Genomic DNA, 13826 nt, shown 5'->3' on the forward strand with positions numbered 1-13826 from the left:
CCTTACTTCTCGCGACCCAGGTACTCACCCGTGCGGGTGTCGACCTTGATCTTGGTGCCGGTCTCGAGGAACAGGGGAACCTGCATCTCGTAGCCGGTCTCGAGGGTGGCGGGCTTGGTGCCGGCCGACGAGCGGTCGCCCTGCAGACCGGGCTCGGTGTACGTCACCTCGAGGATGACCGATGCCGGAAGGTCGATGTACAGCGGGTTGCCGTTGTTCAGCGCGATCGTGACCTGCTGGTTCTCGAGCAGGAAGTTCTTCGCATCGCCGACCGTGGCTGCGCCGACCGTGAGCTGGTCGAAGTCGGTGGCGTCCATGAAGACGAAGCCGTCGCCGTCGTTGTACAGGTAGGTGAAGTCACGGCGGTCGACGTTCTCGATGTCGATCTTCGCGCCCGCGTTGTACGTGCGGTCGACGACCTTGCCGGAGACGACGTTCTTGAGCTTGGTGCGCACGAACGCACCGCCCTTTCCGGGCTTCACGTGCTGGAACTCGATGACGCTCCAGAGCTGCCCGTCGATGCTGAGGACGACGCCGTTCTTGATGTCTGCGGTAGATGCCATGCGCTGAGAGTTCCGTTCCTGTGTGGTTTTCGCGGCCGCCCTCGCAGGGCGCGGACCCGGCCGACAGTAGATTCTACGGGATGAGGGCGGTGAGCCGTCGCACGGCCTCGGCGTACCCCTCCACGCCGCGCCCGATCACCCGCACGGCGGCGACGTCTTCGAGGTAGGAATGGTGGCGGAACTCCTCGCGCGCGTGCACGTCAGAGATGTGCACCTCGGCGAAGGGCAGGGCGACCCCGGTCAGTGCGTCACGCAGCGCCACGGACGTGTGCGTGAGTCCGCCGGGGTTGATCACGATCGCGACGCAGTCGTCGCGGGCGGCCTGGATCGCATCGATCAGGACGCCCTCGTGATTGCTCTGGATCGCCCGGATCTCGTAGCCCGCGGCGGCGGCGGCATCGGTCGCGAGACGCTCGACGTCGGAGAGCGTCGCCGTGCCGTAGACCTCGGGCTCGCGCGTGCCGAGCAGATTGAGGTTGGGGCCGTTGACCAGCAGGATCCGAGCGCTCACGCGCCGACCTCCTGGTAGGCGGCGAAGAGCAGCGACTCGTCGGGAGCCTGGAGAACGGTCGGCTTGGCGATGTCGTCGAGCAGGATGAAGCGGAGCATTCCCCCGCGGCTCTTCTTGTCGCGCTGCATCGTGGCCAGGAGTTGCGGCCAGGCGCCCGCGCGGTACGAGGTCGGGAGACCGAGCGACTCGAGAACCGCGCGGTGGCGCAGCGCCGCCTCGTCGGACAGGCGCCCGGCGAGACGCGAGAGCTCGGCGGCGAAGAGCATCCCCACCGAGATCGCCGCGCCGTGGCGCCAGCGGTATCGCTCGGCATGCTCGATGGCGTGTCCGAGCGTGTGGCCGTAGTTGAGGATCTCGCGCTGCCCGGCCTCTCGGAAGTCCTCCGAGACGACGGCGGCCTTCATCCCGATCGCGAGCTCGACGGCGCGGCGGAACTCGTCCGAGGCCGGATCCACGGCGCGTGCGGGATCCGCCTCGACGATGTCGAGGATCTCCGGTGCCCAGATGAAGCCGGCCTTCACGACCTCGGCGAACCCGGCCGTCGCCTCGTTGGCGCTGAGGCTGCGCAGCTCGTCGAGGTCGCCGATCACCGCACGCGGGGCCCAGAACGCCCCGACGAGGTTCTTGCCCTCCGCGGTGTTGATTCCGGTCTTGCCCCCGACGGAGGCGTCGACGAGACCGAGGACGGTGGTGGGCACCTGCACGAGCTGGATGCCGCGCAGCCAGGTCGCGGCCACGAAACCGGCGAGGTCGGTCACCGCTCCCCCGCCGTAGCCGATCACGGCATCCGTGCGCGTGAAGTCCGCCTGACCCATCACCTGCCAGCAGAAGGCCGCCACCTCGATGCGCTTGCCCTGCTCGGCATCCGGGATCTCTGCGAGCAGAACCTCGCGCGGACCGTTCTCGGTGTCGGCGAGGAGCCTGTCGCGCAGTTCGGCCGCCCGCGCGGCGAGCGTCGGAGGGTGCACCACGAGAATCTTGCGCACCGTGGGCGTCAGCGCCTCCGACACGCGGTCGAGGATGTCCCGACCGATCACGATGTCGTAGGCATCGTCTCCGGTGACGCTGATGGTCGTGGTGGTCATCGCTGCTCTCTCCTCCAGGTGACGATCTCGTCTGCGATCTTCTGCATCGGCCGGCGCGACGTGTCGAACGTCGCCGTGGCCACTTCTTCGTACCAGTCCCGGCGCGCCTCGAAGATCGAGGTCCATCGCTCCAGGGGATCCTCCGACTCGAGCAGCGGGCGCCCGGCTCCGCGGATCCGATCCGCGACCGCCTCGGGACTCACCGTGAGGAAGACCACGGGATGCGCGCCCAGCAGCGCGCGGGTCCCGGCATCCGTCACAGCGCCGCCGCCGAGGGAGATCACGCCGCCCTCCGCGAGTGCGTCGGCGACCGCGAGCCGCTCCAGCTCGCGGAAGTGACCCTCGCCGTACTCGGCGAAGATCACGGGGATCTGGCCGTGGGCGGCGACGATGCGCTTGTCGGTGTCGATGAACGGCACGCCCAGGCGGCGTGCGACACGCCGCCCCACACTGGTCTTGCCCGCAGCCATGGGACCGACGAGCACCAGTGTGAGCGGATCAGTGCTGTTCGTCATGCGCGAGCAGCGCGGCCTCGGATGCCGGCGCGGTGCGCAGCTCCGCCGGGATCGCCGCGAGGTATCCCTCGAGGTTGCGACGGGTCTCGCCGACGCTGTCGCCGCCGAACTTCTCGAGCACGGCCCGGGCGAGCTCGATGGCGACCATCGCCTCGGCCACGACGCCCGCCGCCGGGACGGCGCACACGTCGGAGCGCTGGTGGTGGGCCGTCGCGTCGTCGCCGGTCGCGACGTCGATCGTGCGCAGCGCATGCGGCACCGTGGCGATCGGCTTCATACCGGCGCGCACGCGCAGCACGGTGCCGGTCGACATCCCGCCCTCGGTTCCGCCGGCACGGTCGGAGCCGCGGGTGATGCCGCCGTCGGTCGCGAAGAGCTCGTCGTGGGCGGCCGAGCCGCGACGACGTGTCGTCTCGAATCCGTCGCCGACCTCGACCCCCTTGATGGCCTGGATGCTCATGAGCGCCTGCGCGAGGCGGGCATCGAGCCGGCGGTCCCAGTGCACGTGCGAGCCGAGCCCCGGCGGGAGGCCGTAGGCGAGCACCTCGACGATGCCGCCGAGGGTGTCACCGTCCTTCTTCGCGTCGTCGACCTCGGCGACCATCAGCGCGGAGGTGGCGGCATCGAAGCACCGGAGCGGATCGGCGTCGAGGGCGTCGACGTCGTCCGGAGTCGGCAGCGGTGACCCCGCAGGCACGGCGACCGGGCCGATCGAGAGGGTGTGGCTCACGAGACGGATGCCGAGCTCGCTGAGGAAGGAACGGGCGACGGCACCCAGCGCGACCCGGGCGGCGGTCTCCCGAGCACTCGCACGCTCGAGGATCGGGCGGGCCTCGTCGAAGTCGTACTTCTGCATGCCCACGAGGTCGGCGTGACCCGGGCGGGGACGCGTGAGCGGGGCGCCGCGGCCGCGGGACTTGTCGGTGAGCTCGGCCGGCTCGGGGTTCATGACCTCGGTCCACTTCGGCCACTCGGTGTTGCCGATGCGCAACGCGATCGGACTCCCCAGGGTCTTGCCGTGGCGGACGCCGCCGGAGATGCTCAGCTCGTCCTGCTCGAACTTCATGCGCGAGCCGCGCCCGTAGCCGAGTTTCCGACGCTGGAGGTCGGCCTGGATCGCCTCGGAGGAGATCGGGACACCGGAGGGAAGGCCCTCCATGATGGCGATGAGTTCGGGGCCGTGCGATTCGCCGGCCGTCAGCACGCGGAGCATTCCTCTAGTCTCCCATGCGCGGCCGCGCCCGCCGTCCGCGTTTCAGCGACGTGTCACAGACCGCGCGGAGTCAGAGAGCAGCGCGCATCGCGGCCAGGACGGATGCCTCGTCGTCGAGCACGTGCGCCGGGTCACCGTGCAGGAAGACGCGGATCTGACGGATCGCCTGATGGAGCAGCATCCCGAGGCCCGACACGACGGGTGCGTCGCTCCACACCGCCGCCAGCGCCGATGGCCAGGGCGCGTAGGCGGCATCGAAGAGCACTCCCCCGTCATCCGCCAGAGGCAGGGCGACGTCTGCGGGGAGCGATGTACCCGACGGGAGCGTCGCGACCGTCAGATCCACCGGGGTGGGAGGCGAATCGAACGAGGCGACGGAGACGGTCACGCCGAGACTGCCGCCGAGATCGACCAGTGCCGCAGCGCGATCCGGCCGTCGCGCGCGGATCTCCGCCCGCTCGGCACCGATCTCCGCCGCAGCGACCAGGGCGGATGCCGCCGTCGCCCCGGCACCGAGGATGCGCACGGTGCTCGCCGCCCGCATCCCGTCATCGGCCAGGGCGTCGACGATCCCCCCGACGTCGGTGTTGAACCCCGCCGGTCTCCCGTCGAGCAGGAGCGTGTTCACGGCTCCCGTGAGCGTCGCATGGCGATCGCGCACCGCCGCGGCCCGGAACGCCTGCTCCTTGAGGGGCATCGTGAGCGAGAGTCCACGCCACGATCCGTCGAGCCCGGACAGCGCCGACGGCAGGTCGTCGGCGCTCACGCGGCGGCGGTCGTACTCCCAGTCCAGCCCGAGCACACGATAGGCCGCGGCGTGGAGCGCCGGAGACTTCGAATGCGCGATCGGATCCCCCCACACCGCGAGCCGGTGGGGGGAACGAGCGTCAGCAGCCGGCATCCGGATTCGCCCGGCACCATTCGCGCCACTTCTCGATGCCGGCCTGGTGCTCCTCGTACGTCTCCGAGAACTGCGTCTCGCCCGTCGACAGATCGATCGTGACGAAGTACAGCCAGGGACCGTCCTCGGGGTGCATCGCGGCATCGATCGCGGCGAAGCTCGGACTCGCGATCGGAGTCACCGGAAGACCCGTGCGCACGTAGGTGTTCCAGTCGTTGTCGTCTTCCAGAGCCTCGGCCGAGCTCGACACGACGCCCTCGTGCAGCGAGCCGTACCCGTACTGGGCCGTCGAGTCCATCTGCAGCTTCATATCGATGTCGAGACGGTTCTCGATCACGCGGCTCACTTTCGCGAAGTCGGCCGTGCGGCCCTCGCGCTGGATGATCGACGCGATCGTCAGGATGCGCTCGGCGTCGGTATCGGGAACGCCGGCTTCGGCCAACGCCTCCCGTGTGCGATCGACCATGCGCTGGATGACCTGCGTCGCCGTCACCTCGGGATCGAAGGTGTACACGGCCGGGAACAGCCACCCCTCGAGGCTCGGCGCGTCGACGCCGTAGGCGGCGGGATCGGCGACGGCGGCTTCGAAGTCCTCCACCGGCAGACCGAGCGACTCGGCCATCGCCGCCAGGGAGGACTCGATCGTGCCGCCCTCCGACACCGACACCGTGTTCTCGAGCTTGTTGTCCTCGTTGCGCAACGCCTCGAGTGCGGCGGCGGCGGTCATCTTCTCCTGCAGGCGGTACACGCCCGGGTAGAAGGTGACCGCGATGTTCTCCTCGATCAGGTAGTCGTAGAACACGTCCTCGGTCTTGGTGACACCGGCCTCGTAGAGTGCCGTCGACACCGGGCGTCCGGTATCGCCGTCCTTGATCGTGACGAAGGCTTCGCCGGAGGCTTGACCGTCTTCGTAGTCCTTCGGCTCACCCCAGCCCATGACGTCGTTGATCTGCTCGCCGTAGGTGTTCATCGCCCAGGCGCCGGCGGCGGCGATACCGCCGACGATCACCAGGATGATGAGCAGCGCGATCAGACATCCGCGACGTCGCTTCTTCGGTGCCTTCGCCAGAGCGCGGTCGTCATCGGGAGCCACGAACAGAGCGTCGAGGCCTCCGCCGATCGAGGCCTCGCCCTGGACGGCTTCGGCGGTGGGAGTGGCGACGGGTGCCGGTTCCCTGCGTGCCGACGCGATCCGCACCTCTTCGGCGGTCGGACGCACGGGCTCGGCAGCCGACGTCACCGGCTCGGCTGCCGGGACGGGGGCGCCGACCGGGTCCACGGCGTCGGGCGCGGCGGCGGGAGTCGTCTCGGCTGCGCCGTCGCCTCGGCGCGCGGCCTCACGGGCGGCGCGCCGGGAGCCGGGCACCGGGGCGCTGTAATCGGCCGTCGGATGCTGCTGCGTCGGCTCGGGGAGGTTCGCGAAGAGATCGCCGAGCGGCTCGTTCGCATCGGGCGCGGGGGACGCGCCATCGCGTTCGGACATGTTCAGGGATGCTCCTCGTCGGACGGGACAGCGGCACCGGCCGGGTTTCCGGTGCTCTTCTCCATGTCGATCGCCTGCTGCAGCAGCACCACCGCGGCGACCTGATCCACAATGCTACGAGAGTTCTTCTGATTTCGACCTGAAGAACGCAGGGCCGCGTGCGCGGAAACGGTGCTGAGGCGTTCGTCGACGAGCCGCACCGGGACCCCGGTGCGCGTGCGAAGCGCTGCGGCGAACTCCCGTGCGTCCACGGTCGACGCTGTGTCCGCGCCCTGCATGTTCACCGGGAGACCGACGACGAACTCCATCGGCTCGTACTCGGCCGCGAGCTCCACGAGCCGATCGATCGAGGTCTCCGAGCGCGGCACGGTCTCGACGGGGACGGCGAGCATTCCGTCTGGATCGCACCGCGCGACGCCGACGCGGGCGCGCCCGACATCGATGCCGAGGCGCACCCCGCGTCGGAAACCGCTCACGCTGCGTGCAGCTCCTGGACGATGGCGTCGAGTGCGGCGGGCAGTGCCGCGGCATCCGTTCCGCCGCCCTGCGCGACGTCGTCACGCCCGCCGCCGCCTCCGCCGAGCACTCCGGCGGCGCGCTTCGCGAGCGCTCCCGCCTTCGCACCCGCGGTGCGGGCGGCGTCGTTGGTGGCGACGACGACGACCGGACGACCGTTCACGACGGCGCCGAGTGCGACGACCGCAGCGTCGGAGCCGAGGCGGTCGCGGACGCCGAGCACGAGTTCGCGCAGATCGTCGGCCGAGGCCAGCTCACCGAGCGACTCCGTGGCGACGTGGAACGCGTCGATCCGGCGCGCCGCGTCGGCGATCGCGGGAATCCGTCCCGCGCGCTCCTTGGACTCGAACTGAGCGATGCGCTTCTCCGCCGCCTTGAGGTTCGCAGCGAGGTCGGAGATGCGCTCGGCGAGCTGATCGCGCGGCGTCTTCAGCGAACTCGTGAGCTGCGAGACGATCGCACGCTCGGCAGCGAGCTCACGGAAGGCATCAACGCCGACAAGGGCTTCGATGCGACGGTTGGATGCTCCCACCGACGATTCTCCGACGAGGCTGACGAGGCCGATCTCGGCGCTGGAGCCGACGTGGGTTCCCGCGCAGAGCTCACGCGACCACGGGCCACCGATGTCGACCATGCGCACCACATCGCCGTACTTCTCGCCGAACAGCGCCATGGCGCCGGCTTCCTTCGCCTCGTCGAGCGAGACGATGCGCGTGGTGACCTCGAGGGCGTCGTGGACGGCCCGGTTCGTGATCTCCTCGATCTCGGTGCGCGTGTCGGCCGACAGCGCCTGCGACCAGGAGAAATCGAAGCGCATGTAGCCGGCGCGGTTCAACGAGCCCGCCTGCGTGGCGGTCGGACCGAGCGTGTCGCGGAGCGCAGCGTGCACGAGGTGCGTCGCGGAGTGCGCCTGACGCGCCGCGCGACGGTTGGCCGCATCGACGACCGTGGTGGCGGCGTCGTCGACGGCGACCGATCCGGTGCTCACCTGCACCGTGTGGCTGATGAGCCCGGGCACGGGACGCTGCACGTCGAGCACTTCGAGTTCGAAGCCGGGGCCCACGATCGTTCCCTTGTCGGCGACCTGACCTCCGGACTCGGCGTACAGGGTCGTCTCGGCGAGGACGACCTCGGCGATCTGGCCCTCCGACGCGCTGCGCACCGGCTGCCCGTCGACGAGGATGCCCAGGATGCGGGACTGCACCTCGAGTTCGGTGTACCCGTCGAATCCGGTCTCGCCGAGAGCGCGCAGCTCTCGGTAGACGGAGACATCCGCGAGCTGACGCTTGCGGTTGCGTGCGTCCGCCTTGGCGCGGTCGCGCTGCTCGCGCATGAGCGTGTCGAACGCGCCGCGGTCGACCTCGAGCCCGGCTTCCTCGGCGACCTCGAGCGTGAGGTCGATCGGGAATCCGTAGGTGTCGTGCAGCAGGAAGGCCTCCGGGCCGCTCAGCGCCGTCTTGCCCTCCTTCTTGGTCTCGTCGAGCGCCAGGTCGAGGATCGTCGATCCCTGGGCCAGCGTGCGACGGAAGGTCTCCTCCTCGGCGAACGCCGACGCGGAGAGGGTCGACCAGTCGCGCTCGAGTTCGGGGTACGACGACTTCATCGCGTCGCGCGAGGTGGCGAAGAGTTCGGGGAAGACCGGCTCGTCGACGCCGAGCAGCCGCATCGCACGCACCGTGCGGCGCATGAGGCGACGGAGGATGTAGCCGCGGCCCTCGTTCGACGGACGCACGCCGTCGGAGAGCAGCATGAGCGAGGAGCGCACGTGGTCGGCGATGACGCGGAAGCGCACGTCGTCCTCGTGGACCTTGCCGTAGGTACGGCCGGAGAGCTCGACGGCTCGATCGAGGACGGGGCGCACCTGGTCGATCTCGTACATGTTCTCGACGCCCTGCTTGAGGAAGGCGACGCGCTCGAGACCCATGCCGGTGTCGATGTTCTTCTGCGGGAGCTCGCCCACGATGTCGAACTCGGTCTTTCCGCGGATGTTCTCGATGAAGTCCTGCATGAACACGAGGTTCCAGATCTCCAGGAACCGCGAATCGTCGGCCGCGGGGCCGCCGTCCTTGCCGTAGGCCGGTCCGCGGTCGAAGAAGATCTCGGAGTCGGGGCCACCCGGGCCGGGCTGACCCGTGTTCCAGTAGTTGTCGGCGCGTCCGAGGCGCTGGATGCGCTCGGGCTTCAGTCCGATGATGTCTCGCCAGATCGACTCGGCCTCGTCATCGGTCTCATAGACCGTGACCCAGAGGTCCTTCTCGTCGAACGCGAAGCCGCCATCGGCCTCGCTGCTGGTGAGGAGTTCCCAGGCGTAGCGGATCGCGCCCTCTTTGAAGTAATCGCCGAACGACCAGTTGCCGAGCATCTGGAAGAACGTGCCGTGACGGGCGGTCTTGCCGACCTCTTCGATGTCGTTCGTGCGGATGCACTTCTGCAGGTCGGCGATCCGCGGATGCGGCGACGGCACGACGCCCGTGAGGTACGGGACGAAGGGCACCATGCCCGCGACCGTGAACATCAGGGACGGATCGTCGCTGACGAGCGAGGCGGAGGGGACGATGACGTGGTCGTTCTTCTCGAAGAAGTCGAGATAGCGCTGCGCGATTTCCGCAGAATTCATAGGGGTGCCCGGGTGTCCTTGTTCGGAGGTGAGAAGTTCCGCGCGGTTGCGCGAGGGGTCAGTGGTCTTCCGGCTCGGTGAGCCGGGCCTCCTGCGCGCGGTACGCGTCGCCGATGAGCGCGGTGAAGCCGTTGATCCTGGCATCGACCTCGGCGAGGATGTCGTGCCCGCGGGGGTCCTTGTTCATGAAATGCGCAGCGACGAAGCCGCCGATCACGCCGATCAGGAACCACACCATGTTCTTCATGTCGTCATCCTTGCCTTGACCCGCGAAGGCGCGGTGTCTCCATCGTATGCAAAAACGACGAGAGGCGTCGGGTCACCCCGACGCCTCTCGTTTCGAACGCTGAGATCAGCGCCCTGTGGGCTCAGCGAGCCGCGTAGTACTCGACGACGAGCTGCACTTCGCAGGTCACGGGGACCTCGGCGCGCTTCGGACGACGGACCAGGCGGGCCTGGAGCTTGTCGAGCTCGACCTCGAGGTAACCCGGAACGGGGGGCAGGACCTCGGCGTGACCGCCGGCTGCTGCCACCTGGAAGGGCTCGGTGCCCTCGCTCTTGGCCTTGACGTGGATGAGCTGTCCGGCCTTCACGCGGAAGGACGGGCGGTCGACGAGCTGGCCGTCGACGAGGATGTGGCGGTGCACGACGAGCTGGCGGGCCTGCGCCGTCGTACGGGCGAAACCGGCGCGCAGCACGAGAGCGTCGAGACGCATCTCGAGGAGCTCGACCAGGTTCTCACCGGTCAGACCCTCCTGGCGACGGGCTTCGTTGAAGGTGTTGCGCATCTGCTTCTCGCGGATGCCGTACTGCTCGCGCAGACGCTGCTTCTCGCGCAGACGGACGGCGTAGTCGCTGTCAGCCTTGCGCTTGGTGCGGCCGTGCTCACCCGGAGCGTACGGACGCTTCTCGAGGTAGCGGGCGGCCTTCGGGGTGAGAGCGATGCCGAGGGCACGGCTCAGACGCACCTTGCGGCGGTCCTGGGACTTCGTGGTCACGAAGCTGTCCTTCCGATGACGTGGTCGCGTCTCTCGCGACTCACGGACGTATCACCCGCGTTCTTCCTCGGGGCGCACGCCGGGGCGCCGTCGAGGTGTGGTGTGAACGAGGAGATGCCCGAAAACTCGGTTTCGAGCCGCTCAAGTCTATCAGAGGCGCCGCGCGTCCCGCGATGCGCCGGATTCCGCCGCATCCTCCAGAGGCTCCGACTCTCGATCCGGTCCGGGCCCGCCGACGGTGAGCCACGCGATCGCGAGTGCGATCGCCGCCAGAGCCACGGCGGTACCGAGCGTGAGATAGCCCTGGGTGAGCACCCACCCGACGCCCGCCACGAGAAGCGCTGTCGCCGCGATCGCCGCCGGCAGCGGCATGGTGCGCGCCCTCTCGAGCGGCCAGATCCGTTCGATCCGGGGGACGATCGCACAGAGCACGGCGAGCACCGCCACGATCGCGAGCACCCACGGGATGCGTGTGATCCACCATGCGGGGGTGAGCACCGGCGGGAACGGCAGCCCCAGCGCCTGCTGCGCACCGACGACGATCGCCATCGCGACCGTATGCCACAGGTAGATGACCATTCCGTACATACCGAGGGCGCCGATGATCACGAGCGCGGGGCGCAGACGCATGAGCGCGCGGATCGCCGGCTGAAGGAGCGTGAACAGGTAGACCTGCGCCAGACCGAGCAGGAGCAGGAGTACGGTCGGCGGGTTGAGGTTGGCGATCATGTCGGGGTCGTAGCCCAGCCCGAAGACGGCGACGCACATGAGGCCGTAGGCGGCGACGGCCAGCAGAAGGAGCAACCACCGCGGACGGCGCGAGTACCACTGATCCCGCACGCCGAAGCCGAGTTGCTGCACGAAGAGCCAGACGAAGAGCCAATTGAGGGCGCCGATCGGCAGACCCCCGAAACGAGAGACGAGATCGACGATCACGACCAGCGCGGCCAGGGTGAAGTACGTCGTCCAGGCCGCACGGCGGTGCAGCGCGGCCATGAGCGGTACGAACGAGGTGCAGATCGCGTACACCGCGATGAACCAGAGCGGCTCGGCGAGCCGGAACGCGAAGGTCCGGAGGAACTCGGCATCGGCTCCGCAGACCGCCATCACCGCGAGGGTGAGGAGCACGCCGAGCATCGCGAGGAACACCGGGCGCGCGAGTCGGAGGGCTCGGACGCGGATGTACTCCCCCGCCGTCTCCCCTCTCTTCTCGAGTCGGCGCCAGGTCGTGATGCCGGCGAAGCCTCCGGCGATGAAGAACGTGGGCATGATCATCCCGATCCAGGTGATCCAGGCCAGCGGCGTCCACTCCGCGAGTGCATTGAAGGCACGGGGCGGATCGCCCTCGATGCCCATCTGGATCGCATGCAGCACGACCACCACCGGGAGGCAGATCGCGCGGACGAAGTCGATCGAGAGATCACGATCGGGCGGAATGCGAAGAGGAGAACGCGTCACCCGCACACTGTAGAGCGTCAGGCGTCCGCTGCGGGCAGGGGCTGCGGGTCAGCGCCCGTCGAGAATGCGGCGGATCTTCTCGAGCCGCGCCGAGACATCGCGCTCGGCCCCCAGAGCCTTCGGCGCGTAGTAGCGGCGCCCCTGCAACTCGTCGGGGAGGTACTGCTGGGCCACGATGCCGAACTCGTTGTCGTGCGGGTACGCGTAGCCGCGGCCATGACCGAGCCGCTTCGCCCCCGGATAGTGCGCGTCGCGCAGGTGGAGCGGGACCCGGCCGAAGCCGCCCTTCCGGATGTCGGCGATCGCGGCGTCGATGCCCGCGTACGCCGCATTCGACTTGGCCGTCGTCGCGAGGTAGACGGTCGCCTCGGCGAGCGGGATGCGCCCCTCCGGCATCCCGATGAAAGCCACGGCGTCGGCGGCGGCGACGGCGATCACCAACGCCTGCGGATCGGCGAGGCCCACGTCTTCGGAGGCGGAGATCACGAGCCGACGAGCGATGAACCGGGGATCCTCTCCCGCCTCGATCATCCGGGCGAGGTAGTGCAACGCCGCATCGGCATCCGACCCGCGAATCGACTTGATGAACGCACTGATGACGTCGTAGTGCTCGTCTCCCTGACGGTCGTAGCGCAACAGCGCTCGGTCGACGGCCTGCGCGACGTCGTCGGCGGAGACTTCCGGGACGACGGATGCCGCACCGGCGGCTTCCTCCCCGGTATCGCCGCTCGCCACGCCGGCTTCGTCGTCGTCGGCGTCCCCATCGTCCTCATCGTCGTCGCCGGCGTCTTCCGCGTCAGGCGGGCTCCCGTGCGAGAGCGCGACGGCCGCACCGGCCTCGAGGCCGGTGAGTGCACGGCGCGCGTCGCCGGAGGCGAGACGGATGAGCGCGGCCCGCGCCTCATCGCTGAGCGTCACCGCGCCGTGCAGGCCGCGAGCATCGGTGACGGCGCGATCGACGAGCAGACCGATGTCGTCGTCGGTGAGAGGTTGCAGGGTGAGGAGGAGCGATCGCGAGAGCAGCGGCGAGATCACCGAGAACGACGGGTTCTCGGTCGTCGCGGCGATCAGGATCACCCAGCCGTTCTCGACGCCGGGCAGAAGAGCATCCTGCTGCGCCTTCGTGAAGCGGTGGATCTCGTCGAGGAACAGGATCGTCGTCTGACCGTAGAGGTCGCGCTGCGTGATCGCCTCCTGCATAACCTCGCGCACGTCCTTCACCCCCGCCGTGATCGCCGAGAGCTCGACGAAGCGGCGACCGGAAGAACGGGCGATGGCCTGCGCGAGCGTCGTCTTACCGGTACCGGGAGGCCCCCAGAGGATGATGGAGACCGCGCCGGGCGACGATGCCTCGGGGTCGGCGAGGGCGACGATCGGCGAGCCGGAACGGAGCAGGTGCCGCTGACCGGCCACCTCGTCGAGCGAGACGGGACGCATGCGCACGGCGAGCGGCGTCTGCCCCGAAAGCAGGGCGGCGGCAGGGGTCATCCCTCCAGGCTAATGCGGTCCACCGACACCGGCGACGATATGCTCTGAGACGACGTCGCCCGGCGGCGTCGATGAGAGGAGCACGCAATGGCGGCACGCGGTTCGAAGAGCGCGCAGGAGCGCACCCAGGCCGAGCGCGCGCGGGTCTACGCGGCGCGCACGGCTCAGCACCAGGAGAAGATCCGTCGCCGCGTGCGCGACAACGTGATCGCCGGCGTGGGTGGCGCGGTCCTCGTGCTCGCAGCGATCGCGAGCCAGGTGGCGCACGCACAGGTCACGGCACCGGAGCCCACGCCCACTCCCTCCTCGTCCGTCGAGCCAGGCGCTCCGGTGGAGACCCCCGCCCCCACCGAGGCACCCGCTCCCGAAGAGACCCCGGCGGAGTGATCCGCGCCCGCTCCGATGCGGGGCGGAACGTCACCGCATCGCATCGTCGCGGCGTACTAGGCTGAACATCGTCCTTTCCGCCTCCCGCGGC

General features: G+C 69.3%; 14 protein-coding genes. 1 reads left to right on the forward strand and 13 read right to left on the reverse strand.

Features of this window, described 5'->3' with window-relative positions; genetic code table 11:
- Window positions 1-2: 2 nt before the first annotated feature.
- The 13 genes from efp to ACTJKK_RS03865 all read right to left on the reverse strand — a co-directional run bounded on the left by efp (window position 3) and on the right by ACTJKK_RS03865 (window position 13348).
- A complete protein-coding gene (gene efp / locus ACTJKK_RS03805; protein WP_247622442.1) occupies window positions 3-563 on the reverse strand; it encodes an elongation factor P in 561 nt (186 codons plus the stop codon).
- A 73-nt stretch (window positions 564-636) separates the two neighbouring features.
- Complete coding sequence (gene aroQ / locus ACTJKK_RS03810) at window positions 637-1074, reverse strand: type II 3-dehydroquinate dehydratase (protein ID WP_440747056.1); 438 nt, start codon at window positions 1072-1074, stop codon at window positions 637-639.
- Window positions 1071-2159, reverse strand: a complete 1089-nt coding sequence (gene aroB / locus ACTJKK_RS03815; RefSeq protein WP_247622440.1) for a 3-dehydroquinate synthase — start codon at window positions 2157-2159, stop codon at window positions 1071-1073. The genes aroQ and aroB overlap by 4 nt, the downstream gene beginning before the upstream one ends.
- The gene (locus tag ACTJKK_RS03820) at window positions 2156-2674 is read right to left on the reverse strand and encodes a shikimate kinase (RefSeq protein ID WP_247956184.1); all 519 of its coding nucleotides are present in this window, start codon (window positions 2672-2674) and stop codon (window positions 2156-2158) included. The genes aroB and ACTJKK_RS03820 overlap by 4 nt, the downstream gene beginning before the upstream one ends.
- The gene (gene aroC, locus ACTJKK_RS03825; RefSeq protein ID WP_440747057.1) at window positions 2658-3887 is read right to left on the reverse strand and encodes a chorismate synthase; all 1230 of its coding nucleotides are present in this window, start codon (window positions 3885-3887) and stop codon (window positions 2658-2660) included. Before aroC ends, ACTJKK_RS03820 begins: the two co-directional genes overlap by 17 nt.
- A gap of 70 nt (window positions 3888-3957) precedes the next feature.
- A complete protein-coding gene (locus ACTJKK_RS03830; RefSeq protein WP_440747058.1) occupies window positions 3958-4788 on the reverse strand; it encodes a shikimate dehydrogenase family protein in 831 nt (276 codons plus the stop codon).
- Window positions 4775-6271, reverse strand: coding sequence for an endolytic transglycosylase MltG (mltG, locus tag ACTJKK_RS03835; protein WP_440747059.1), 1497 nt, complete (start codon window positions 6269-6271; stop codon window positions 4775-4777). The genes ACTJKK_RS03830 and mltG overlap by 14 nt, the downstream gene beginning before the upstream one ends.
- A 2-nt stretch (window positions 6272-6273) precedes the next feature.
- Window positions 6274-6747: a Holliday junction resolvase RuvX gene (gene ruvX, locus ACTJKK_RS03840; protein ID WP_247632181.1), complete on the reverse strand. Its 474-nt coding sequence runs from the start codon at window positions 6745-6747 to the stop codon at window positions 6274-6276.
- Window positions 6744-9404 carry an alanine--tRNA ligase gene (gene alaS / locus ACTJKK_RS03845; RefSeq protein WP_440747060.1) on the reverse strand — a complete coding sequence of 887 codons (2661 nt, stop codon included), beginning with the start codon at window positions 9402-9404 and terminating at the stop codon, window positions 6744-6746. The genes ruvX and alaS overlap by 4 nt, the downstream gene beginning before the upstream one ends.
- Window positions 9405-9462: 58 nt before the next feature.
- The gene (locus ACTJKK_RS03850) at window positions 9463-9651 is read right to left on the reverse strand and encodes a hypothetical protein (protein WP_247622433.1); all 189 of its coding nucleotides are present in this window, start codon (window positions 9649-9651) and stop codon (window positions 9463-9465) included.
- A gap of 121 nt (window positions 9652-9772) precedes the next feature.
- The gene (gene rpsD / locus ACTJKK_RS03855) at window positions 9773-10402 is read right to left on the reverse strand and encodes a 30S ribosomal protein S4 (RefSeq protein WP_247622432.1); all 630 of its coding nucleotides are present in this window, start codon (window positions 10400-10402) and stop codon (window positions 9773-9775) included.
- 150 nt (window positions 10403-10552) lie between these two features.
- Complete coding sequence (locus tag ACTJKK_RS03860) at window positions 10553-11860, reverse strand: acyltransferase family protein (protein ID WP_440747061.1); 1308 nt, start codon at window positions 11858-11860, stop codon at window positions 10553-10555.
- A 48-nt stretch (window positions 11861-11908) separates the two neighbouring features.
- Window positions 11909-13348, reverse strand: coding sequence for a replication-associated recombination protein A (locus ACTJKK_RS03865; RefSeq protein WP_440747062.1), 1440 nt, complete (start codon window positions 13346-13348; stop codon window positions 11909-11911).
- A gap of 87 nt (window positions 13349-13435) precedes the next feature.
- Between ACTJKK_RS03865 and ACTJKK_RS03870 the strand changes: the two genes are divergently transcribed.
- Entirely contained in the window at window positions 13436-13735 is a 300-nt protein-coding gene (locus tag ACTJKK_RS03870; protein WP_440747063.1) for a hypothetical protein, read from the forward strand.
- The last annotated feature ends 91 nt before the right edge of the window (window positions 13736-13826 follow it).

The organism is Microbacterium sp. 22179, assembly GCF_052045715.1.
Classification (GTDB): domain Bacteria; phylum Actinomycetota; class Actinomycetes; order Actinomycetales; family Microbacteriaceae; genus Microbacterium; species Microbacterium galbinum.

Bases quoted from the DNA above. Each gene is read 5' to 3' on its own strand.
- ACTJKK_RS03850 (WP_247622433.1), bottom strand. From the start codon at position 9,651: ATGAAGAACATGGTGTGGTTCCTGATCGGCGTGATCGGCGGCTTCGTC.
- alaS (WP_440747060.1), bottom strand. From the start codon at position 9,404: ATGAATTCTGCGGAAATCGCGCAGCGCTATCTCGACTTCTTCGAGAAG.
- aroC (WP_440747057.1), bottom strand. From the start codon at position 3,887: ATGCTCCGCGTGCTGACGGCCGGCGAATCGCACGGCCCCGAACTCATC.
- ACTJKK_RS03830 (WP_440747058.1), bottom strand. From the start codon at position 4,788: ATGCCGGCTGCTGACGCTCGTTCCCCCCACCGGCTCGCGGTGTGGGGG.
- ACTJKK_RS03820 (WP_247956184.1), bottom strand. From the start codon at position 2,674: ATGACGAACAGCACTGATCCGCTCACACTGGTGCTCGTCGGTCCCATG.
- efp (WP_247622442.1), bottom strand. From the start codon at position 563: ATGGCATCTACCGCAGACATCAAGAACGGCGTCGTCCTCAGCATCGAC.
- aroB (WP_247622440.1), bottom strand. From the start codon at position 2,159: ATGACCACCACGACCATCAGCGTCACCGGAGACGATGCCTACGACATC.
- mltG (WP_440747059.1), bottom strand. From the start codon at position 6,271: ATGTCCGAACGCGATGGCGCGTCCCCCGCGCCCGATGCGAACGAGCCG.
- ACTJKK_RS03865 (WP_440747062.1), bottom strand. From the start codon at position 13,348: ATGACCCCTGCCGCCGCCCTGCTTTCGGGGCAGACGCCGCTCGCCGTG.
- ACTJKK_RS03870 (WP_440747063.1), top strand. From the start codon at position 13,436: ATGGCGGCACGCGGTTCGAAGAGCGCGCAGGAGCGCACCCAGGCCGAG.